Source organism: Thauera butanivorans NBRC 103042 (genome assembly GCF_001591165.1).
Lineage (GTDB): Bacteria > Pseudomonadota > Gammaproteobacteria > Burkholderiales > Rhodocyclaceae > Thauera > Thauera butanivorans.
Genome location: NZ_BCUG01000021.1, coordinates 30,183 through 48,835 on the forward strand (window position 1 = coordinate 30,183; position 18,653 = coordinate 48,835).

Genomic DNA, 18,653 nt, shown 5'->3' on the forward strand with positions numbered 1-18,653 from the left:
GCCTACCCCCATATCCGCCTTCAATTCAAGCAAGCCAATTCCCGAAGCGAAGAACGACGATGTCCGACACCCTGCCCTCATCCGACTCCGCCCTCGTCGATCAGGCCGTCGCCAGCGGCGGCGCCTATGAAGTGCTGCGCAAGCGGCTGGCCGAACAAGGTGCCGGCTTGCGCGGCCTGGCGTCGCAGATCAACGCCGGCCGCATCGAGGAATTCGGCAGCAGCGGCATGGCCTTGCTGGGGCGCTTCCGCCTGCGCAGCGAGAACAACTGCGTCGGCCGCGACGTCGTGCAGGTCGGCGACACGCTGCTGTTCGGCTACAACGTGTTCATCGGGCTGAAGCAGGAAACCCGCATCGAAGACGTGTTCTCGCTGTACCGGCTGGAAGAGACCGAGGCCGGCTACGACGTGGTGCCGCTCGACGCGGCGCAGAGTTTTCTCGGCATCACCAGCTTCGTGCAGGACTTCCGCGAGCTGTACACCTACTACAAGGACGCCCGCCTGCTGCAACTGGCGGTACGCGACGGCAAGCTGCTGGCGAGCTTCCAGATCGGCGCGCGCATCACCGACATCCGCGTGTTCCGCTGGTCGGTGTCGCCCGATGGCCGCGAGGTGCGCTACATCGACAACCGTGGCGAGCGCGACATCGCCCTGCCGGCACCGTTCGACTTCGAATGGATACGCGCCGGGCGCGACAGCGCGGTGCATGGCCGCCACCCGCACCTGAACATCCTCGACACCGTGTTCGTCGAGACCCTGGGCGGCGATCTCACCGTCAAGGTGGAAAACAACACCGAGGACGGCATGGGCATCTACCGCGAAGCGGTGGTGGACAAGACCCAGTCGCTCGACGACGCCACGGTGGAATACGCCCGCGTCGGCAGCCTGATCCTGCTCAAGATCCTGCCGTATCGCGAAGAGCAGTGGCGCTATCTGGTGTTCAACACGCTGACGCAGAAGGTGCAGCGCATCGACGCCATCGGCCTGGCCTGCATCCAGTTGCCGGAAGACCACGGCATCATCTTCCCCGGCGGCTATTACTTGCAGAACGGCGAAAGCAAGGCCTTCGAGCAGCAGATGGAAGGCATGCGCTACCGCCGCAGCATCCGTTCGCCCAACGGCGAAGACGTGCTGTACGTGTTCTACGAGCCGCACAGCGGCCGCATGGCGCTGTTCAACTACAACCTCATCGAGCGGCAGTTGCAGGCGCCGCTGATCGGCCACGGCTACGCGCGGCTGGAAGACGGGCGCATGGTGTTGTTCAGCTCCGAATCCGACGAGCCAACACGCATCCATCCGATGCAGGTGTGGCGCACGCCCTTCTTCAGCGAGGAGTTCGCCGCACGCCAGGCGCCCGGCGGCAACTTCTTCGGCCGCATCGGCAACGCCGAACTGGTGCGCGGCATCTCCGAACTGTTCAGCCTGGTGCGCGAGATCGGCGCCGCGGAAGTGTCGGTGCAGCGCTACCAGCGGCTCATCGACCAGGCGCGGCGGCTGTTCGACCGCTATCACTGGATGGCCGAAGCCTGCGACGGCGCGCTGGCCCGGACGCTGCACGAGATCGTCGCCTCGGGCGAAGCGGTGCTCGACGAATTCGAGAAAGTCGAAAGCATCCGCGCCGCCTCGGCGCGCGCAATGGCCGAAGCCGAAACCCGCCACAAGGCCTTGCTGACACAATTGCGCCAGCAGGATTGGAAGCACGTGCAGGACTACGTGCAGGCGCTGCAGCGCATCGCCGCCGAGCGCGGCCACCTGCTCAGCGTGCGCGACCTGCGCTACGTCGACACCGCGCGCATCGACGCGATGGAAAGCGAGCTGCTCGCCAGCCAGGCCAGCGTGGCCGCCGACACCGCCGCGTTCCTGTCCAGCGAGGAAGCGCTGCTGCCCTATGGCGAGCGCCTCGCCGAACTCGACCAGCAGGCGCAGAAGGCCGACACCGGCATGCAGCTGGACGAACCGCTGCAGGCCATGCAGGCGATGTCCGGCGAACTCGACATGCTGTCCGAACTGATGGCCACCCTCAAGGTGGATGACGCCACCCAGCGCACCCGTATCGTCGAGGCCATCTCGGCCATCTACGCGCGCCTCAACCAGGCCAAGGCGCGCGCCGAGCAGCGCCGCCGCGGCCTCGGCGCCAGCGAACGGGTGGCGCAGTTCGGCGCGCAGTTCTCGCTGTTCGGCCAGAGCATCGTCAGCGCCTTGGCGCTGGCGCAGGACCCGGAACGCTGCGACGAACAATTGTCGCGCCTGCTGATCCAGCTCGAAGAGCTGGAAAGCCAGTTCGGCGAGCACGAGGCCTTTCTTGGCGACATCGTCGCCAAGCGCGAAGAACTGCTGGAGAGCTTCGAAAGCCACAAGCAATCCTTGCTGGATGAGCGCCAGCGCAAGGCACAGTCGGTGCAGGACGCCGCCGTGCGCATTGTCGATGGCCTGGGCCGGCGCACCGAGCGGCTGGCGACGCTGGACGAACTGAACGCCTTCTTCGCCGGCGATCCGCTGATCCTCAAGTTGCGCGAACTGGCCGAGCGGCTGCGCGAACTCAAGGACAGCGTCAAGGCCGACGACGTCGAGGCGTGCCTCAAGGGCGTGCGCGACCAGGCGGTACGCTCGCTGCGCGACCGCAGCGAGCTGTTCGAGGGCGGCGGCAACGTGATCCGCCTGGGCCGCCACCGCTTCAGCGTCAACAACCAGGTGCTCGACCTCACGCTGATGCCGCGCGGCGACACGCTGTACCTGCATCTGGTCGGCACCGACTACATGGAAGCGCTGCACGACCCGCAACTGGCCGCGCTGCGGCCGTTCTGGGACGTGTCGCTGGCCTCAGAGTCGCCGCAACTGTACCGCGGCGAATATCTGGCGCTGCAAGTCATCGATGCCGCCGAGCGGCAGGCCGACGGCTGGGACCGCGACCAGTTGCACCGCCTGCTGCTGCAACCCGAGGCGCTCGACCGCGCGCTGCGCGAATTCGCTGCGCCGCGCTACCGCGAAGGCTACGAGCGCGGCATCCACGACCACGACGCCGCGCGCATCCTGCGGGCCTTGGTGCCGATGCGCGAAGCCGCCGGCGTGCTCGCCACGGCACCGGACGCGCGGGCGCTGGCGGTGCTGTTCTGGGGGCAGCGCAACCAGGTGCTCAACCCCGAGGCCAGCGCCGCGCTGGCGCAATGGCCGGCGCGGGCCCGCCATGCAATAGACATGCGGCGGCTGTTCGGCAGCGCGGCTGCCCGCCGCAGCCTGGTGGACGACATGGCCGCGGCGCTGCGGACCTTCATCGAGCAGCACGCGCTCGCCATCGACCCCGCATTGAGTGCGCCGGCAGCCGACTACCTGCTGAGCGAGCTGGGTGATGCGGCTCCGCGTTTCAGCTTCACCGGGCAGGCGCGGCAACTGGTGGAAGCGCTGCAGGCACGGCTGGAGGCCGACGGGCGCTGGAGCGGTCTGCTGCAGGACTGGCGCCACAGCGCCGGCGACGGCCTGCCGCTGGCAGCGCGCTGGCAAAGCGCGCTGCAATGGGCGCAGGCACTGTGTGCCGCGTCCGGCGATGCCAACGCCGGGTTGGCCGCGCTCGGCGACTACGCCAGCGAGGCCGCCGCCTGGCTGGTGGCGGCCGAGGCCGTGCCGCACCGCTTCAGCAGCGTGGCCTTGCGCGCCAGCGTGACCGGCCTGCTCGGCGAGCACCCGCGCATCGTCGATGGCGCACTGGTGCTGGCGGTGGACGACGTGGCACGGCGCGAGCACTGGCACCGCCACGAATTCATGCCGCAGCTGCAACGCTACCAGCAGTTGCGCCACGACATCCTGGTGCGCGAGCGCGAGGCGATGCGGCTGGACGAGTTCAAGCCGCGCCCGCTCAGCAGCTTCGTGCGCAACAAGCTGATCAACGACGTCTATCTGGGCGTGATCGGCGACAACCTCGCCAAACAGATGGGCACCGCCGGCAGCAACAAGCGCAGCGACCTGATGGGCCTGCTGATGATGATCTCGCCACCCGGCTACGGCAAGACCACGCTGATGGAATACGTGGCGCACCGCCTCGGGCTGATCTTCATGAAGATCAACGGCCCGGCGCTGGGCCACGAGGTGCGCTCGCTCGACCCGGCCCAGGCACCCGACGCCACCTCGCGCCAGGAGCTGGAAAAGCTCAACCTGGCGCTGGAAATGGGCAACAACGTGATGCTGTATGTGGACGACATCCAGCACACCCACCCGGAATTCCTGCAGAAGTTCATCTCGCTGTCGGACGGCACGCGCCGCATCGAGGGTGTATGGAAAGGGCGCACGCGCACCTACGACATGCGCGGCAAGAAATTCTGCGTGGTGATGGCCGGCAACCCCTACACCGAATCCGGCGAGGTCTTCAAGATTCCCGACATGCTCGCCAACCGCGCCGACATCTACAACCTCGGCGACGTGCTGGGCGGCATGGAGGAAGTGTTCAAACTCAGCTACATCGAGAACAGCCTCACCAGCAACCCGGTGCTGGCGCCGCTGGCTACGCGCGACCTGAACGATCTCTACCGCATCATCGACAAGCTGCAAGGCAAGGAATTTTCCGCCAACGCGCTCAGCCACGGCTACAGTGCCGCCGAACTGCGCGACATCGAAACCACGCTGCAGCGCATGCTGCAGGTGCGCGAAGTGGTCTATCGCATCAACCAGCAATACATCGCCAGCGCCGCCCAGGCCGAGGCCTACCGCACGGAGCCGCCGTTCAAGCTGCAAGGCTCCTACCGCAACATGAACAAGCTAGCGGAAAAGATCTCGGCGGTAATGAACGACGCCGAGCTCCAGCAATTGCTGGCCGACCACTACGTCGGCGAGGCCCAACTGCTCACCAGCGGGGCGGAGGAAAACCTGCTCAAGCTCGCCGAACTTCGCGGCAGCCTGAGAGGCGACGATGCCGTTCGCTGGGCACAGATCAAGCGTGACTACCTGCGCAACAAGGCCATCGGCGGCAGCGACGCCGACGTCGCCGGCAAGATCGTCGTGCAATTGATGGACCTGGTCGAAGCCACCCGCCACACCGCCGCACTGGCCGAACAGGCGGCCACTCGGCCCGAGGAAGCACTACCCTGGGCGGAAATCCTCGCTGCCCTGCTGCAATCGGCCAAGGCACAGACCCAGCAGGCCCGCCACGTCGCCGCGCTGGCCCGTGCGAGAACCAGCCAGCCGCTACAGACCCTCGCTACCTTGCTCCAGCAATCCCTGGAACCGATCCGGACCCACCTGGACGAAAGCCGCAAGCAGCAGCTCGGCCTTCACCGCGTATTGCTGGAAATCGCCGAACGCCTGCGCGTGGTCGCCGAGGCCGAAGCATCCGGCGCCACCCAAGACAGCGAGCGCAAGCTGCGCTTGCTGGATCGCGCCTTCGCCCGCATGCTCGAAGAAGACACACACCCTGGAGAGAATGCGGGTTGAGCCGCATCAGCAAGACGATGAAACCCCTGCTTCCCGAATGGCTCCACCCCTGGCTCGAATTCATCACGCTCGGCCTGCAGGTCATGCTGATCCTGCTCGCCGCCTGGGTGCTGAACATGCTGGTCCGGCGCATCGTCCGCCGCCTGAGCGAGCGCTACAACCTGCCTCCCGAGCTGACCCTCATCGTGCGCCGAGGCATCGCATTCATCATCTATGCCGGCGCGCTGCTGACGATCCTGGACCGCTTCGGCGTGTCGGGCACCGTGCTGTGGACCGCCTTCACCGGCTTTGCCGCAGTCGCCGCCGTCGCCTTCTTCGCCGCCTGGAGCGTGCTGTCCAACATCTTCTGCACGCTGCTGATCTTCACCACCCGGCCCTTCCGCCTCCACGATCACATCGAGGTGATCGAGAACGGCGAGAAGCCCGGACTGAAGGGACAGGTGACCGACATCAACCTGATCTACACCACGCTGCACGAGCGCCTGCCCGACGGCGGCGACACCGTGCTGCACATCCCCAACAGCCTGTTCTTCCAGCGCGCGATCCGCCGCTGGCGCAGCCTGCCGCCGCTTTGAGCCAGACTGTCCGGCGGACGTGATCAAGCCTTGCGCACGAACTCCGACTTCAGCTTCATCGCGCCAATGCCGTCGATCTTGCAGTCGATGTCGTGGTCGCCGTCGATCAGGCGGATGTTCTTGACCTTGGTGCCGACCTTCACCACCAGCGACGAGCCCTTCACCTTCAGGTCCTTGATCACGGTGACGCTGTCGCCGTCCTGCAGCACGTTGCCATTGGCGTCCTTGAACACCTTTTCGGCCTCGCCCGCTTCCTCCGCGGCTTGCGGCCACTCGTGCGCACATTCGGGGCAGACGTAGTTGATGCCGTCCTCGTAGGTGTATTCGGAGCTGCATTCGGGACACTTGGGCAGACTGCTCATGCTTCTTTCCTTTATTCGATCGTGATCCGCATCGACGGCGCCGGCAGGCCCCTGCGCTTGCGCTCGGCCTCGATCAGTTTGGCGATGTCGGTGTTGCGGTTCTGCAGCGCCCAGGCGTCGGCGGACAGGCCGGCGTCGTTCAGCGCGTTCAGGTCGGTCTCCGGCACTGCGAGCAGGCGGCGCACCACGCCGATATGGCCGTTGCGCGCGGCAAGCATCAGCGGCGTGGCACGGTTCGGTGCCCGGGCATTGACGTCCGCGCCGGCGGCGAACAGTGCATCGAGCATGGATTCGCGGCCCTCGAAGGCGGCGTAGTGCAGCGGCGCCCAACCGTCGTGATTCACTTTGGCACCGGCCTTCAGCAGCGCGCGGACGACATCGTCGTAGCCGCCCAGCACCGCCAGCATCAGCGCCGAATCGCCGCTGGGGTTTTGCTGGTCGATCGGCACGCCGCGCTGCAGCAAGGCTTCGACCGTGGCGGCCTGGCCTTCGCGTGCGGCGAGGATCAGCAAGGTGTTGCCGCTGGCATCGACGCTGTTCGGATCGATGCCGCCGTCGATCAGCCTGGCGAGGCCTTTCGCATCGCCCAGCACGGCGGCGTTGCGCGCATCGTCGAAGGTGCCGGCCGCATGCGCGCTCAGGCTGAGGGTGGCGATGGCGGCCGCGGCGAGCAGGCGGCGGACCGAATGCTTGCGATTCTGGCGCAGGGAGGTTTCAGGCTGGTCTTTGTGCATGGTGGAAAAGTCGGAAGAAGTTGTCGGTACAGGCCTGTTCGATGCGGGCCAGCGGTTCGTCGCGCAGGCGGGCGATTTCTTCGGCGACATGCACGACCCAGGCGGGCTCGTTGGTCCTGCCGCGATGCGGCACCGGTGCCAGATAGGGCGCATCGGTCTCGATCAGCAGGCGGTCGAGCGGCACACGGCGGGCGACCTCCTTCAGTTCCCTGGCGTTGCGGAAGGTGACGATGCCGGAGAAGGAAATGTAGAAACCCAGCTCGAGCGCGGCGTCGGCCACGTCCTGGCTTTCGGTGAAGCAGTGCATGACGCCACCGGCCTCGCCGGCCTTTTCCTCGCGCATCAGCCGCAGCGTGTCCTCGGCGGCGCTGCGGGTATGGATGACGAGCGGCTTGCCGGTTTCGCGCGCGGCGCGGATGTGGGTGCGGAAGCGCTCGCGCTGCCATTCGGGCGCGTCCTTCTGCCAGTGGTAGTCCAGGCCGGTCTCGCCGATGGCGACCACCTTGGGATGGTCGGCCAGCGCGACCAGGCGGGCGACGTCTGGCTCATCGCAGTCGGCATTGTCGGGATGCACGCCCACCGAAGCCCACAGGTGTGGATGCCGCTCGGCCAGCGCGCGCACCTGCGGAAAATCCTCGAGCTTGACGCTGATGCACAGCGCGGTGCCGACGTCGTTGGCCGCCATGTTGGCGAGCACTTCGTCCTCGCGGGCGATGAGATCGGGAAAATCGAGATGGCAGTGGGAATCGACGAACATCGGGAAAACCGGAAAGGATGGATCGGGTCGGCAGCGTTCAGATCGTGTGAGTCGGCCGGCTGGAGCCGAGATGGCCGGCGAGAACCTGTTCGATGCGGCCGCGCAGCACCTTGCTGGCGTCGTCATCCGCAAACTGCACGCCGACGCCCTGCGTCTTGCCGCCCTGTGCCCCTTGCGGCGTCACCCAGGCCACCCGCCCTGCCACCGGATGGCGCGTCGGGTCGCCCATCAGTTGCAGCAGCATGAAGATTTCGTCGCCGAGGTTGTAGTGCTTCGGCGTGGGCACGAACAAGCCACCGTTGCTCAGGAAAGGCATGTAGGCCGCATACAGCGCGGATTTCGAGTTGATGTTCAGCGACAGCACGCTGGGGCGCGCCGTCTGCGGTTTGGCGTGGCTGCTCATCCTCTTGCTCCGGGGAAGCTGCGCGCATAGCGCAGCAACATGTCTTCGAGAACCAGGCGCAGGCTCAGGGGGTGGCGCGATACCTTGCGAATCTGCGCGATCTCATTGTAGCAGCCGCTCACCGCGGCCACGCTCGCGCGGCTGGCGAGCGCCGACAACAGCCCTTCCTGGGCCGGGAAGAAGCGGACCCTGCCGCCCAGCCGCAAGGCCGCCAGGTCGCTGACCCAGCGCTGCATCCAGTCGGTGAGCTCGGGCAGGCCGAAACCGGCCGCCAGCGCTTCCTTCGATTTCAGCCAGGCTTCCCACTGGCCGGCGATGCGCAGCGCATCCGCTGCCTGCAGCCCGGAGACGTCGCGCACGAAGCGATCGAGCAAGGCATCGGCGCCGCGCTGCGCCATGCGCTCGGCCGCCAGCGGCATGCCGCCGCCGATCGCCAGCAAGGCCTGCATCGAAGGCGCCGCACCTGCCTTCCACTGCGCCAGCGCCACATCGTCCGGGCGCGAGAACGGCCACTGCTGGCAACGGCTGCGGATCGTCGGCAGCAGGCGGCGCGGCGCCGACGACACCAGCAGGAACACACAGCCTTCGGGCGGCTCTTCCAGCAGCTTCAGCAGGGCGTTGGCGGTGAACACGTTCATCGCCTCGGCGGGATCGAGCACCACCACCCGCCGCGCGCTGTGGTGGCCGGTGACGCTCAGCGCCGACTGCAGGTCGCGGATCTGCTCGATGAGGATCTGCTCGGACTTGGCCTTGCCTTCCTTGGCCGGCGCTGCTTCCGCCCCCTCGCCTTCGGCGCCGTCGGCTGCGGCATCGGCAGCCGGCACCACGTGACGCAGATCGGGGTGGTTGCCCGCCAGCCGCCATTGGCAGGGCTCGCAGCGACCGCAGGCGTGGCCGTCGGCAGCGGGGCTGTCGCACAGCAGCCGCGCCGCCAGCGCCTCGGCCAGTTCGCGCTTGCCGAGGCCGGGCGGGCCGACGAACAGCAGCGCATGCGGCAGGCGCCCGCCGAGCTCGACGAGGCGCGTCCACGCCGGCTGCATCCAGGGGTGGATCATGTCAACAGACTCTCGCGCACGATGCGCTCGATGTCGGCACGGATCAACTCGGGCGCGCGGTCGGCATCGACCACGCGGATGCGCCGCGGCGCCAGCCGTGCGCGTTCGAGATAGGCATCCCGCACACGCTCGAAGAAGTCGCGCCGCTCGCGCTCGAAGCGGTCGGGATCGGCGCCGGTCGACGCGACGCGGGCGGCGGCGGTTTCCGGCGGCAGGTCGAACAGCAGCGTCAGGTCGGGCTGCAGCCGGGGATGGACCCAGGCTTCGAGCGCCTCGAACTTGTCGCGCGCCAGCCCGCGGCCACCGACCTGGTAGGCGAAGGTGGCATCCGAGAAGCGGTCGCACACCACCCAGCGCCCGGCCGCCAGCGCCGGCTCGATGCGGGCGGCGAGATGTTCGCGGCGCGCGGCGAACATCAGCATGGCCTCGGTTTCCAGGTGCATCGGCTCGTGCAGCAGCAGTTCGCGCAGACGCTCGCCGAGCGGCGTGCCGCCGGGTTCGCGCGACTGCTCGACATCAATGCCGCGGGCGCGCAGCAGTTCGACGGTGGCGGCGATCTGGCTGCTCTTGCCCGCGCCATCGATGCCTTCGAAGGTGATGAAGCGCCCGCGCGGCGCTTGTTCGCCGCGGCTCGAGGCCTTCCCGTTCAAGATTTCCTCGTTCAAGGCTTGCTCCCGGACTTGCCGGCGTTGCGGATGAAGCGGTTCACCGCCTGATTGTGCTCGGCCAGCGTGCGCGAGAACTGGCTGCTGCCGTCGCCCCGCGAGACGAAATAGAGGAATTCGCTCTGCTGCGGCCGCACTGCCGCCAGCAGCGCGTCGGGGCCCGGCATCGCGATCGGCGTCGGCGGCAGGCCGCCGCGCGTATAGGTGTTCCAGGGATGGTCGGTTTCGAGATGCCTGCGCCGCAGCCGGCCGTCGTAATCGGCGCCGAGACCGTAGATCACCGTCGGGTCGGTCTGCAGCGGCATGCCGATGCGCAGGCGGTTGGCGAAGACCGAGGCGACCAGGCCGCGATCCTCGGCACGGCCGGTTTCCTTCTCGACGATGGAGGCCAGGATCAGGGCCTCGTAGGGCGTCTTCAGCGGCAGCGCCGGATCGCGCGCGGCCCAGGCCTGGTCGAGCCGCTGCTGCATCGCATGGTAGGCGCGGCGCAGCACGCCGGACGCGTTCGAACGCTTGTCGAACAGATAGGTGTCCGGGAAGAACAGGCCTTCCGGATGCGCCTCGGTGGCACCGATGCGGGCGAGGATTTCCGCGTCGCCGAGGCCCGCGGTATCCGGCTCCAGCTCGGGGTGGCTTTCCAGCACCTTGCGCACCTGGCTGAAGGTCCAGCCCTCCACCAGCAGCACGTCCGCCTGCGACACGTCGCCGTCCGAGAGCTTCAATACCAGTTGCCAGGGCGTGATGCCGGCGTGGACTTCGTAGCTGCCCGCCTTGATCGTGTTGGCACGGCCGCCGATGCGGGCGAGCCAGCTCAGCCACGCCGGGTCGACGTCCACGCCTGCCTCGGCGATGACCTTGGCGGCCTGGCGCATGCCCAGGCCGCGCTGCACGGTGAAGTCCACCACTTCGCTCTTCAGCGCCAGCGGACGATGGGCGAACCATGTGCCGGCGCCCGCCGCGAGGGCGGCCAGCAGTACGAGCAGCAATACGGAACGAAGCAGGAAACGTATCATCGTCGATCGACAAGACCATGGCGGGCGCAGGGGCGACCACCGTTTGGCGGGCGCCTATAATACTGCATCGCGCCGCCGGCCCGCCCGGCGCAGCCCTTCTCCACCCCCAACCCGCTGGAACACACAAGCAAGAACATGACCGCCTGGACCGATTTCCTCGCCCGGCAGGGCGCCGAGCTGGCAGACCACCATCTTCGTTTCGCCGACCCCGCCGCCGAAGCCCGCGCCGTGGCCGAATCCACCGTCGCCGTGCCACTGCTGCATCTCGGCACGGTACGCTCGGTAGGCCCGGATTCCGCCGCCTTCATCCACAACCTGGTCTCCAACGAAGTGCAGAAGATGGCCGCCGACAGCGCGGCCTGGAACAGCTTCAACTCGCCCAAGGGCCGCATGATCGCCAGCTTCCTGATCTGGCCGGAGAGTGACGGCCATTCGATGGTGCTGTCGGCCGAGGTGCTGCCGGCCTTCCTGAAGAAGTTCTCGATGTACGTGCTGCGCAGCAAGGTGAAGCTGTCCGATGCCAGCGAAGCGCTGGTGCTGCTCGGGGTCGGCGGCACCGACGCCGGCGCGGTGCTCGCCCGCGCCGGCGTCGCGGTACCGGACGCGGCGATGAAGCAGGCTGGCGGCGACGAAACCGGCGGCACCAGCGGACCACGCTGCATCCGCCTCGACGAGCGCAACTTCATCGTCGCGGTGGCGGCCGACGCCGCGCCCGCGCTGTTCGACGCGCTGCAGGCAGCCGGCGCCGTCAAGGCCGGCACCGGCGCCTGGCAACTGGCGATGATCCGCGCCGGCATCCCGCTCATCACCCAGCCGACGCAGGAAGAATTCGTCGCCCAGATGCTGAACTACGATCTGATCGGCGGCGTGGACTTCAAGAAGGGCTGTTACCCCGGCCAGGAGATCGTCGCCCGCACGCAATACCTCGGCAAGCTGAAGAAACGCATGTACCGCGTCTCCGGCCCGTCCGGCACGGCGCTGCCGGCTGCCGGCACCGACGTCTACGCGCCGGCCTTCGGCGAGCAGTCCGCCGGCAAGATCGTCAATGCCGCAGCGACGGCCGACGGCGGCTTCGAGGCGCTCGCGGTGCTGCAGACCAGCAGCGCCGAAGCGGGCGAACTCCACCTCGGCAGCGTCGATGGTCCGCGCCTGGCCTTGCTCGACCTGCCCTACGCGCTCGCTTGAGCGGCTCGCGCCAGGTCCGCCCGCAGCACTCCGGCGCCTCCGAGATGAGCACATCGCCCGCCATGCCTGCCGACGGCGGCTCCGGGAACATCGCACCCGCAGCCGCCTCGTCCCGGACCGGCATGTTCACGGCCGCCGTGCATCTTTATCTGTACTACAAGCTCAGGCCCGATGCCGGGGTCCACGTCGCACGGAGCCGTGTGCGCGCGATGCAGGCCGGGCTGGCACGGCACACCGGCATCCAGGGGCGGCTGATGCGGCGTGCAGACGACCCGCTGACCTGGATGGAAGTCTACGAAGGCGTCGCCGACCGCGCCGCCTTCATGCAGGCGCTGGACGCCGCCGCGCTTGCCCACGGCCTGGCCGATCTGCTCGAAGCCGGCGGCGCACGCCACGTCGAATGCTTCACCGAGGAAGCCTGAACCCATGTGCCTGATCGTCTTCGCCTGGCAGCGCCATCCCGACTATCCGCTGGTGGTCGCCGCCAACCGCGACGAATACCTCGCCCGCCCGGCCGTCCCCGCGCACTGGTGGACCGACGCTCCCGAGCTGCTCGCCGGCCGCGACCTGGAAGCCGGCGGCACCTGGATGGGGTTGAGCCGCAGCGGCCGCTTCGCCGCGCTGACCAATTACCGCGACCCCAGCCGCCACATCGAAGGCGCACCGTCGCGCGGCGCACTGGTCCGCAACGCGCTCGAATCCACCGACGATGCCGAGACCACGCTGAAACGCCTCGCCGGCGAGAGTGCGGCCTACGCCGCCTTCAACCTGCTGGTCGGCGACGGCCGCAGTCTCGGCGTGCTGGAAAGCGCCACCGGCGCGGTCAGGATGCTGGCACCCGGCATCTACGGCCTGTCGAACCACCTGCTCGACACGCCCTGGCCCAAGCTGCTGAAGCTGCGCGAAGGCCTCGCCGCGCTGCTGCCGAAGCTGCCGGACGACGATGCCTTGCTGGCCTTGCTGCGCGACAGCACGCCGGCCCCCGACCCCCATCTGCCGGAAACCGGCGTCAGCCTGGAATGGGAACGCTGGCTGTCGCCCGCCTTCATCCGCGCACCGGGCTACGGCACACGCTGCTCGAGCCTGCTGACGGTCGACCGCCAGGGCGGCACCCGCCTGCGCGAATGGACCTGGGACACGCACGGTGACCTGCACGGCGACGTCACCCATCGCTTCACTGTGCAACAGCCGGCCGGCGACCCGCAGCCTGTGTCCTGACTTTCACCTCTCCTCGCCCGGAGGGTCTGCCCGCTAGCCCGTGCTGCCGGCTCGATGGGCCGGCATCCGGTCGAGCCGCGCCAGCACGCGCTGGGCGATGTTGCCGATGTCGAAGCTGTGCATCGCGTCCAGCGCGGTGCTGCGTGCCAGGATCTGGCTGCGCGACGGCGGGAAGGCGGTATCGGCGACCGCGAAACTGATGCGGTTGTCGCCCTCTTCCGCCGGAATCGACAGCACGCGGCCGTCGAAGGTCTGGCGCAGCCGCGAAGCGTAGATCGGGTAGCGGCTGTCTCCCGCCCAGTGGTTGATCGCCAGCACCCCGCCGGGCGCCAGCGCACGGCGGCAATCGGCATAGAAGGCGGCGCTGCCCAGGCGCTCGGGCATGCCGGCGGCATTGAAGCCGTCGACCAGCAGCACGTCTGGCCCATCGTCGCCATCGCCGCAATCGCGCACATGGTCGACACCGTCGGCGCAGATCACGCGGAAGCGCTCGTCGTCGGGCGGAATGCCGAAGCGCTCGCGCAGCGCGATCACCTCGGGATTGATTTCCACCGCGGTGAAACGGACTTCCGGCATCGCATGCAGGCAGTACTTGGCCAGCGAACCGCCGCCGAGGCCGATCATCAGGATGTGGCGAGGCTGCGGCCTGAACAGCAGGAAGCCCATCATCGCCCGCGTGTAGTCCAGCGCCAGCAGATGCGGCCAGGTGATCGACATCATGCTCTGCACCGTCAGGCCGTCGAACTGCAGCGAGCGCAGGTCGCCGAAGTCGGACACGCAGGGGTTGTCGTGCTGCTGCCCGCTCATCCCGTGCCGTCCCGCCGCTCCGCGAGCGTGCGCCGCATCGCCCGGTGCGGGATGCCGGCTTCGATGAAGACTTCGCCGTACTCCTCGAAACCATGCCGGCGGTAGAAATCCAGCGCCTGCACCTGGGCGTTGAGCAGCGCCTGCGCCATACCGCCCGCGCCGGCTTCCGCCACCAGCGCTTCGAGTACCGCCCCGCCCACGCCGCATCCGCGCCAGGCAGCGTCCACCGCCATGCGGCCGATGTGGCCGTCCGGCAGCAGCCGGCCGGTGGCGACCACGCCGCCGCCGGCATCGGTGGCGATGGCGTGGCGGCTTTGCGGATCGAACTCGTCCAGCTCGATTTCGGCCGGCACGCCCTGCTCGACGACGAACACCCGCATGCGCAGCGGCACCACGCGCGCCTGCGCGGCCGGCCAGTCGACGATGTCGATACGGATGTCCTCGGCCCTGCCCCCAAGCTCCCCATCCTTCATTCGCAGATCTCCACGCACGTTCCGGCCTGCACCAGCTCGAACAGTTCGATGATGTCGCGGTTGCGCATGCGCACGCAGCCGTGCGACAGCGGCACGCCCATCGGCTGGTCGTCGCCGGTGCCGTGGATGTAGATGTAGCGCCGCATCGAATCGACGCGGCCGAGGCGGTTGCGCCCCGGCTCCTCGCCGCACAGCCACAGGATGCGGCTGAGAATCCAGTCGCGCCCCGGATGCGCGGCGGCGAATTCCGGCGTCCAGCATTCGCCGGTCGGCCGGCGGCCGCGGAACACCGCGCCACAGGGCGCGCCGGCGCCGATGCGGGCGCGGATGCGGTGGCGGCCGCGCGGCGTGCGATGGCTACCGGTTTCCTCGCCGGCGCCGTTCAGCGCGGTCGACACCGGATAGCGGCGGATGCAGGCACCGTCGTCGCCGAAAAGCGCCAGGCACTGGCGGCCGATGTCGATGCGGACGTGCATTCAGGCCACCAGCGTCCTGCTGCGGCGCGCGGCGAAGAAATCGGACAGCATGCGCCCGCAGTCTTCGCCGAGCACGCCGCCTTCGATCGCGGCATGGTGGTTCAGGCGCGGCTCGGCGAACAGGTCGAGCACGCTGCCGGCGACGCCGGTCTTGGGGTCGCGGGCGCCGAACACCACCCGCGCGATGCGCGCATGCATGATCGCCCCCGAGCACATCGCGCAGGGTTCCAGCGTCACGAACAGCTCGCAGCCCGGCAGACGGTAGTTGCCCAGCCGCGCGGCGGCGTCGCGCAGGGCCATGATCTCGGCGTGAGCGGTGGGGTCGTGGCGGCCGATCGGCTGGTTGAAACCGCGCCCGACGATCTCACCGTCCAGCACCACGACCGCGCCGACCGGTACTTCGCCGCAGGCGCCGGCCTGGCGGGCCTCGTCCATCGCGGCACGCATGTAGTCTTCGTCGTTCATCCGGATACCTGTCTTTCGATACCGTGGATTCTAGCGGACGGCGCCTTCCCCGGCGCCAGCCGCTGGCGACTGGCGCTGAAAATGGAACAGTCAATCAACAATCACGCTGTTTATCCCGGCGTGCCACATGCTTAAGATGGTCCGTGCCATCAAGGCCGCCGGCCTCGCCATTTGCACCCCACTCCACTCATCTGCGCGACATCAACACGCCATGCCCCCGTCCTCCGCTCCCGGGCTGCCCAGCCTCTTCGTCTCGCACGGTTCCCCGCTGTTCGCGCTCGAACCCGGCATCGCCGGCAGCGAACTGCACGCGCTGGCCGCGCGCCTGCCACGCCCCGAAGCCATCATCATCGCCTCGCCGCACTGGATGGCGCCACGCCTGTCGGTGACATCCGGCTCGCACCCGGAAACGATCCACGATTTCGGCGGCTTTCCTCAGCCGCTGTATGAGCTGGCCTACCCTGCTCCGGGCTCGCCTGCCTGGGCGCAGCGCGCGCTGGACGCCTTCGCCGCCGCCGGCATCTCCGCCCAGGCCGATCCCCGGCGCGGGCTCGACCATGGCGCCTGGGTGCCGCTGATGCACATGTATCCGGCTGCCGACATTCCGGTCGTGCAGGTTTCGCTGCATCCGCATTTCGGCCCTGCGCATTACCTGCAGCTCGGCCGCGCGCTGGCGCCGCTGCGTGAACAGGGGGCGCTGATCGTCGGTTCCGGCAGTCTGACGCACAACCTGTACGAACTTCGCCGCGAATCCGCGCCGGTGCGCGATTACGTGCGTGACTTCGCCGAATGGATCGCCGCCACGCTGGCCAGCGGCGACGCCACCGCGATGCTGGACTACCGCGCCCGCGCGCCCCATGCCGAACACGCTCATCCGACCGACGAGCACCTGCTGCCGCTACTGTTCGCGCTGGGAGCCGCGGGCGAGGCCTGGCAGGCACAGCGCATCGCCGGCGACGACGTGCGCTACGGAACACTGGCGATGGACGGCTACGTATTCAGCGGCCATGCCTAGCCGCCGCCGTGCTGGAAGGGAAACAGCAGCGGCAGCAGGCCGATGCAGACCAGCATCACCAGCGCGGTGAACGGCACGCCGACGCGCACGAAATCGCCGAAGCGGTAGTTGCCCGGCCCCAGCACGAGCGTATTGACCGGCGAGGACACCGGGGTCATGAAGGCCGCCGAGGCCGCCAGCGCGACCGTCATCGCGAACGGATAAGGCGACATGCCGAGCTGGGCGGCCAGCCCGATGCCGATCGGCGCCATCAATACCGCGGTCGCAGTGTTCGACACGAACAGCCCGACCACCGCGGTCAGGGCGAACAGCGCCGCCATCACCATCCGCGGCGAAGCTTCTCCGGTCAGCGACAGCATGCCGCCGACGAGCAGCTCGATGCCGCCGGTCTTCTGCAGCGCCGTGGCGAAGGGCAGCATGCCGACGATCAGGATCAGGCTCTGCCAGTGGATGCTGCGGTAGGCGCTGTCCATGTCGATGCAGCGCAGCGCGCCCATCAGCACGCAGCCGAGCAGCGCCGCGATGACGTTGGGCACTGCGCCGCTGATCATCAAGGCCACGGTGATCGCCAGGCAGGCCAGCGCGTGCGGCGCCTTGCGCGCCGCGGGGGCGGCTTCGTCGATCTCCGCCGGCAGCGTCAGCACGAGGAAGTCGTGCGCCAGGGTGTGCAGCAGGCGGATGGATTTCCAGGTGCCGGCGACCAGCAGGGTGTCGCCCATCTTCAGCTTTTCGTCGAGCAGCCTGTCGACCAGCGACTGGCCGCCGCGCCGCAGGCCCATGACGTTGATTCCCCGCCGGGTGCGCATGCGCAGTTCGAGAATGGACTTGCCGATCAGATTCGAGCCGGGCGGAATCAGCACTTCGGCGAGCCCAAGCTCGCGCGACAGGTCGGCGAAGTAATCGTCGCGGAAAGCCTTGTCATGGAGCTTCATTTCGTCGGCGAAACGCACGATCTCATCTTCGCCCCGGCCGAAATCGACCAGGATGATGTCGCCCGCGCGGATTTCCCGGTTGGCCGCGGTGGTCAGCATCGTCCGGCCGAACTGGCGGATCCGTTCGATGGCGATGATGTTGGCGCCGTAGCGCGCCCGCAGCTGCAGTTCCCCCAGCGTGCGGCCGGTCATCGGCGAACCGCTCGCCACCATCATGCGGCGCGTGCGGCCGAGCAGGCGATAGTCCTCGGCAAGCTCGCGCAGGCGCCGGCGGCGGCTCCGCACCTGGGTCTGCGGCGATGCCGGCCCGCCCAGCCAGTTGCGCACGAGGAGCATGTAGGCCACGCCCATGCCGAGCACCACGAGCCCCATCGGCGTGAAATCGAAGAAGCCGAAACCGGCCTCGCCGACACGATTCAGTTCCGCATTCACCACCAGGTTGGGCGGCGTGCCGACCAGCGTCAGCATCCCGCTCATCAGTGCGGCGAAGGCCAACGGCATCATCAGCCGCCGCGGCTCGGCGCCGATGCGCGCAGCGATGCTCAGCGTGACCGGGATGAAGATCGCCACCACGCCGGTCGAGCTCATCACCGAGCCGAGCAGCGCCACCGCCAGCATCAGCAGCACCAGCAGGCGGGTCTCGTTGCTGCCGGCGCGCTCGACCAGCCAGTCGCCGACGCGGAAGGCCACGCCGGTGCGGACCAGGCCCTCGCCGATGACGAAGAAGGCCGCGATGAGGATCACGCTCGGCTCGCTGAAGCCGGCCAGCGCCTCGCCCACGCTCAGGGTTCCACTCAACACCAGGGCGAGCATGGCGCACACCGCCACCACGTCCATGCGCGGCCGGTTCGCGACGAAGCAGCCGACACACAGGGCGAGCAGCCCGAACACCCACAGCATTTCAGGATTCATGGTCATCGATCGAATGGCAGGAACGGCGGACGGCAGGGCATGGCAACTCCTTTCCGCGGGCGTGAAGCATAAGCGAGAACCACGACGGGCCGCGCACCGGCTCACCATGCAGGCTAGAATCGAACCCGACGCAGGCTCATGCCCGCCGCAAAGCCGCCAGGACGGCGGGCGAAAGCCTGAGCCCGGTAT

Annotated in this window: 18 protein-coding genes; 6 read left to right on the forward strand and 12 right to left on the reverse strand. The window is 68.3% G+C overall.

The features are described from left to right. Nucleotides 1–59: 59 nt before the first annotated feature. Both TBU01S_RS10270 and TBU01S_RS10275 read left to right on the forward strand, forming a co-directional pair. Nucleotides 60–5,417, forward strand: coding sequence for a DNA repair ATPase (locus tag TBU01S_RS10270; RefSeq protein ID WP_083953558.1), 5,358 nt, complete (start codon nt 60–62; stop codon nt 5,415–5,417). A gap of 17 nt (nt 5,418–5,434) precedes the next feature. Next, nucleotides 5,435–5,992, forward strand: a complete 558-nt coding sequence (locus TBU01S_RS10275) for a mechanosensitive ion channel family protein (protein WP_068636610.1) — start codon at nt 5,435–5,437, stop codon at nt 5,990–5,992. A gap of 23 nt (nt 5,993–6,015) precedes the next feature. On the opposite strand, the gene TBU01S_RS10280 is transcribed toward TBU01S_RS10275, so the two are convergent. From TBU01S_RS10280 to mltG, 7 genes are read right to left on the reverse strand one after another with little or no spacing between them, the layout of a single operon-like run. After that, nucleotides 6,016–6,354 carry a zinc ribbon domain-containing protein YjdM gene (locus tag TBU01S_RS10280; RefSeq protein ID WP_068636552.1) on the reverse strand — a complete coding sequence of 113 codons (339 nt, stop codon included), beginning with the start codon at nt 6,352–6,354 and terminating at the stop codon, nt 6,016–6,018. A gap of 11 nt (nt 6,355–6,365) precedes the next feature. Then, entirely contained in the window at nt 6,366–7,088 is a 723-nt protein-coding gene (locus TBU01S_RS10285) for an ankyrin repeat domain-containing protein (protein WP_068636553.1), read from the reverse strand. Then, nucleotides 7,069–7,845, reverse strand: coding sequence for a TatD family hydrolase (locus tag TBU01S_RS10290; RefSeq protein WP_068636554.1), 777 nt, complete (start codon nt 7,843–7,845; stop codon nt 7,069–7,071). Before TBU01S_RS10290 ends, TBU01S_RS10285 begins: the two co-directional genes overlap by 20 nt. 37 nt (nt 7,846–7,882) lie before the next feature. Continuing rightward, entirely contained in the window at nt 7,883–8,248 is a 366-nt protein-coding gene (locus tag TBU01S_RS10295; protein WP_068636555.1) for a PilZ domain-containing protein, read from the reverse strand. Next, on the reverse strand, nt 8,245–9,303 hold the full coding sequence (gene holB, locus TBU01S_RS10300) for a DNA polymerase III subunit delta' (protein WP_068636556.1): 1,059 nt from the start codon (nt 9,301–9,303) through the stop codon (nt 8,245–8,247). Before holB ends, TBU01S_RS10295 begins: the two co-directional genes overlap by 4 nt. Then, complete coding sequence (gene tmk, locus TBU01S_RS10305; RefSeq protein WP_068636557.1) at nt 9,300–9,968, reverse strand: dTMP kinase; 669 nt, start codon at nt 9,966–9,968, stop codon at nt 9,300–9,302. The genes holB and tmk overlap by 4 nt, the downstream gene beginning before the upstream one ends. Further along, nucleotides 9,965–10,981: an endolytic transglycosylase MltG gene (gene mltG / locus TBU01S_RS10310; protein WP_068636558.1), complete on the reverse strand. Its 1,017-nt coding sequence runs from the start codon at nt 10,979–10,981 to the stop codon at nt 9,965–9,967. The genes tmk and mltG overlap by 4 nt, the downstream gene beginning before the upstream one ends. Nucleotides 10,982–11,116: 135 nt before the next feature. Here mltG and ygfZ point away from each other — a divergent pair, with 135 nt between their 5' ends. Genes ygfZ through TBU01S_RS10325 form a run of 3 tightly spaced genes read left to right on the forward strand, consistent with a single transcriptional unit; the run spans nt 11,117 to nt 13,384 of the window. Beyond that, complete coding sequence (gene ygfZ / locus TBU01S_RS10315; protein WP_068636559.1) at nt 11,117–12,166, forward strand: CAF17-like 4Fe-4S cluster assembly/insertion protein YgfZ; 1,050 nt, start codon at nt 11,117–11,119, stop codon at nt 12,164–12,166. A 44-nt stretch (nt 12,167–12,210) separates the two neighbouring features. After that, a complete protein-coding gene (locus TBU01S_RS10320; RefSeq protein WP_083953559.1) occupies nt 12,211–12,588 on the forward strand; it encodes a DUF4936 family protein in 378 nt (125 codons plus the stop codon). Nucleotides 12,589–12,592: 4 nt separating this feature from the next. Next, nucleotides 12,593–13,384: an NRDE family protein gene (locus tag TBU01S_RS10325; protein WP_068636560.1), complete on the forward strand. Its 792-nt coding sequence runs from the start codon at nt 12,593–12,595 to the stop codon at nt 13,382–13,384. A gap of 33 nt (nt 13,385–13,417) precedes the next feature. Here the strand turns inward: TBU01S_RS10325 and TBU01S_RS10330 are convergent, their stop codons facing one another. The 4 genes from TBU01S_RS10330 to tadA are packed head-to-tail and all read right to left on the reverse strand — an operon-like array spanning nt 13,418 to nt 15,605. Then, nucleotides 13,418–14,191: a spermine/spermidine synthase domain-containing protein gene (locus TBU01S_RS10330; protein ID WP_068636561.1), complete on the reverse strand. Its 774-nt coding sequence runs from the start codon at nt 14,189–14,191 to the stop codon at nt 13,418–13,420. Further along, complete coding sequence (locus tag TBU01S_RS10335) at nt 14,188–14,664, reverse strand: GNAT family N-acetyltransferase (protein WP_068636562.1); 477 nt, start codon at nt 14,662–14,664, stop codon at nt 14,188–14,190. The genes TBU01S_RS10330 and TBU01S_RS10335 overlap by 4 nt, the downstream gene beginning before the upstream one ends. Next, nucleotides 14,661–15,140 carry a L,D-transpeptidase gene (locus tag TBU01S_RS10340; RefSeq protein WP_068636563.1) on the reverse strand — a complete coding sequence of 160 codons (480 nt, stop codon included), beginning with the start codon at nt 15,138–15,140 and terminating at the stop codon, nt 14,661–14,663. Before TBU01S_RS10340 ends, TBU01S_RS10335 begins: the two co-directional genes overlap by 4 nt. Beyond that, nucleotides 15,141–15,605: a tRNA adenosine(34) deaminase TadA gene (gene tadA, locus TBU01S_RS10345; RefSeq protein ID WP_068636564.1), complete on the reverse strand. Its 465-nt coding sequence runs from the start codon at nt 15,603–15,605 to the stop codon at nt 15,141–15,143. A 211-nt stretch (nt 15,606–15,816) separates the two neighbouring features. On the opposite strand from tadA, the gene TBU01S_RS10350 reads away from it, so the two are divergent. Then, a complete protein-coding gene (locus TBU01S_RS10350) occupies nt 15,817–16,620 on the forward strand; it encodes a DODA-type extradiol aromatic ring-opening family dioxygenase (RefSeq protein ID WP_068636565.1) in 804 nt (267 codons plus the stop codon). Here TBU01S_RS10350 and TBU01S_RS10355 read toward each other — a convergent pair. After that, nucleotides 16,617–18,464 (reverse strand): SLC13 family permease, encoded by a 1,848-nt coding sequence (locus tag TBU01S_RS10355; RefSeq protein ID WP_068636612.1) that lies wholly within the window; start codon nt 18,462–18,464, stop codon nt 16,617–16,619. The genes TBU01S_RS10350 and TBU01S_RS10355 overlap by 4 nt on opposite strands. Nucleotides 18,465–18,653: the final 189 nt, after the last annotated feature.

Coding starts and splice junctions, on each gene's coding strand:
- TBU01S_RS10330 (WP_068636561.1), bottom strand. CDS start 14,191: ATGAGCGGGCAGCAGCACGACAACCCCTGCGTGTCCGACTTCGGCGAC.
- TBU01S_RS10335 (WP_068636562.1), bottom strand. CDS start 14,664: ATGAAGGATGGGGAGCTTGGGGGCAGGGCCGAGGACATCCGTATCGAC.
- mltG (WP_068636558.1), bottom strand. CDS start 10,981: ATGATACGTTTCCTGCTTCGTTCCGTATTGCTGCTCGTACTGCTGGCC.
- holB (WP_068636556.1), bottom strand. CDS start 9,303: ATGATCCACCCCTGGATGCAGCCGGCGTGGACGCGCCTCGTCGAGCTC.
- TBU01S_RS10280 (WP_068636552.1), bottom strand. CDS start 6,354: ATGAGCAGTCTGCCCAAGTGTCCCGAATGCAGCTCCGAATACACCTAC.
- TBU01S_RS10320 (WP_083953559.1), top strand. CDS start 12,211: ATGAGCACATCGCCCGCCATGCCTGCCGACGGCGGCTCCGGGAACATC.
- TBU01S_RS10270 (WP_083953558.1), top strand. CDS start 60: ATGTCCGACACCCTGCCCTCATCCGACTCCGCCCTCGTCGATCAGGCC.
- ygfZ (WP_068636559.1), top strand. CDS start 11,117: ATGACCGCCTGGACCGATTTCCTCGCCCGGCAGGGCGCCGAGCTGGCA.
- TBU01S_RS10295 (WP_068636555.1), bottom strand. CDS start 8,248: ATGAGCAGCCACGCCAAACCGCAGACGGCGCGCCCCAGCGTGCTGTCG.
- TBU01S_RS10290 (WP_068636554.1), bottom strand. CDS start 7,845: ATGTTCGTCGATTCCCACTGCCATCTCGATTTTCCCGATCTCATCGCC.
- tadA (WP_068636564.1), bottom strand. CDS start 15,605: ATGAACGACGAAGACTACATGCGTGCCGCGATGGACGAGGCCCGCCAG.
- TBU01S_RS10355 (WP_068636612.1), bottom strand. CDS start 18,464: ATGAATCCTGAAATGCTGTGGGTGTTCGGGCTGCTCGCCCTGTGTGTC.
- TBU01S_RS10275 (WP_068636610.1), top strand. CDS start 5,435: ATGAAACCCCTGCTTCCCGAATGGCTCCACCCCTGGCTCGAATTCATC.
- TBU01S_RS10350 (WP_068636565.1), top strand. CDS start 15,817: ATGCCCCCGTCCTCCGCTCCCGGGCTGCCCAGCCTCTTCGTCTCGCAC.
- TBU01S_RS10340 (WP_068636563.1), bottom strand. CDS start 15,140: ATGCACGTCCGCATCGACATCGGCCGCCAGTGCCTGGCGCTTTTCGGC.
- TBU01S_RS10325 (WP_068636560.1), top strand. CDS start 12,593: ATGTGCCTGATCGTCTTCGCCTGGCAGCGCCATCCCGACTATCCGCTG.
- TBU01S_RS10285 (WP_068636553.1), bottom strand. CDS start 7,088: ATGCACAAAGACCAGCCTGAAACCTCCCTGCGCCAGAATCGCAAGCAT.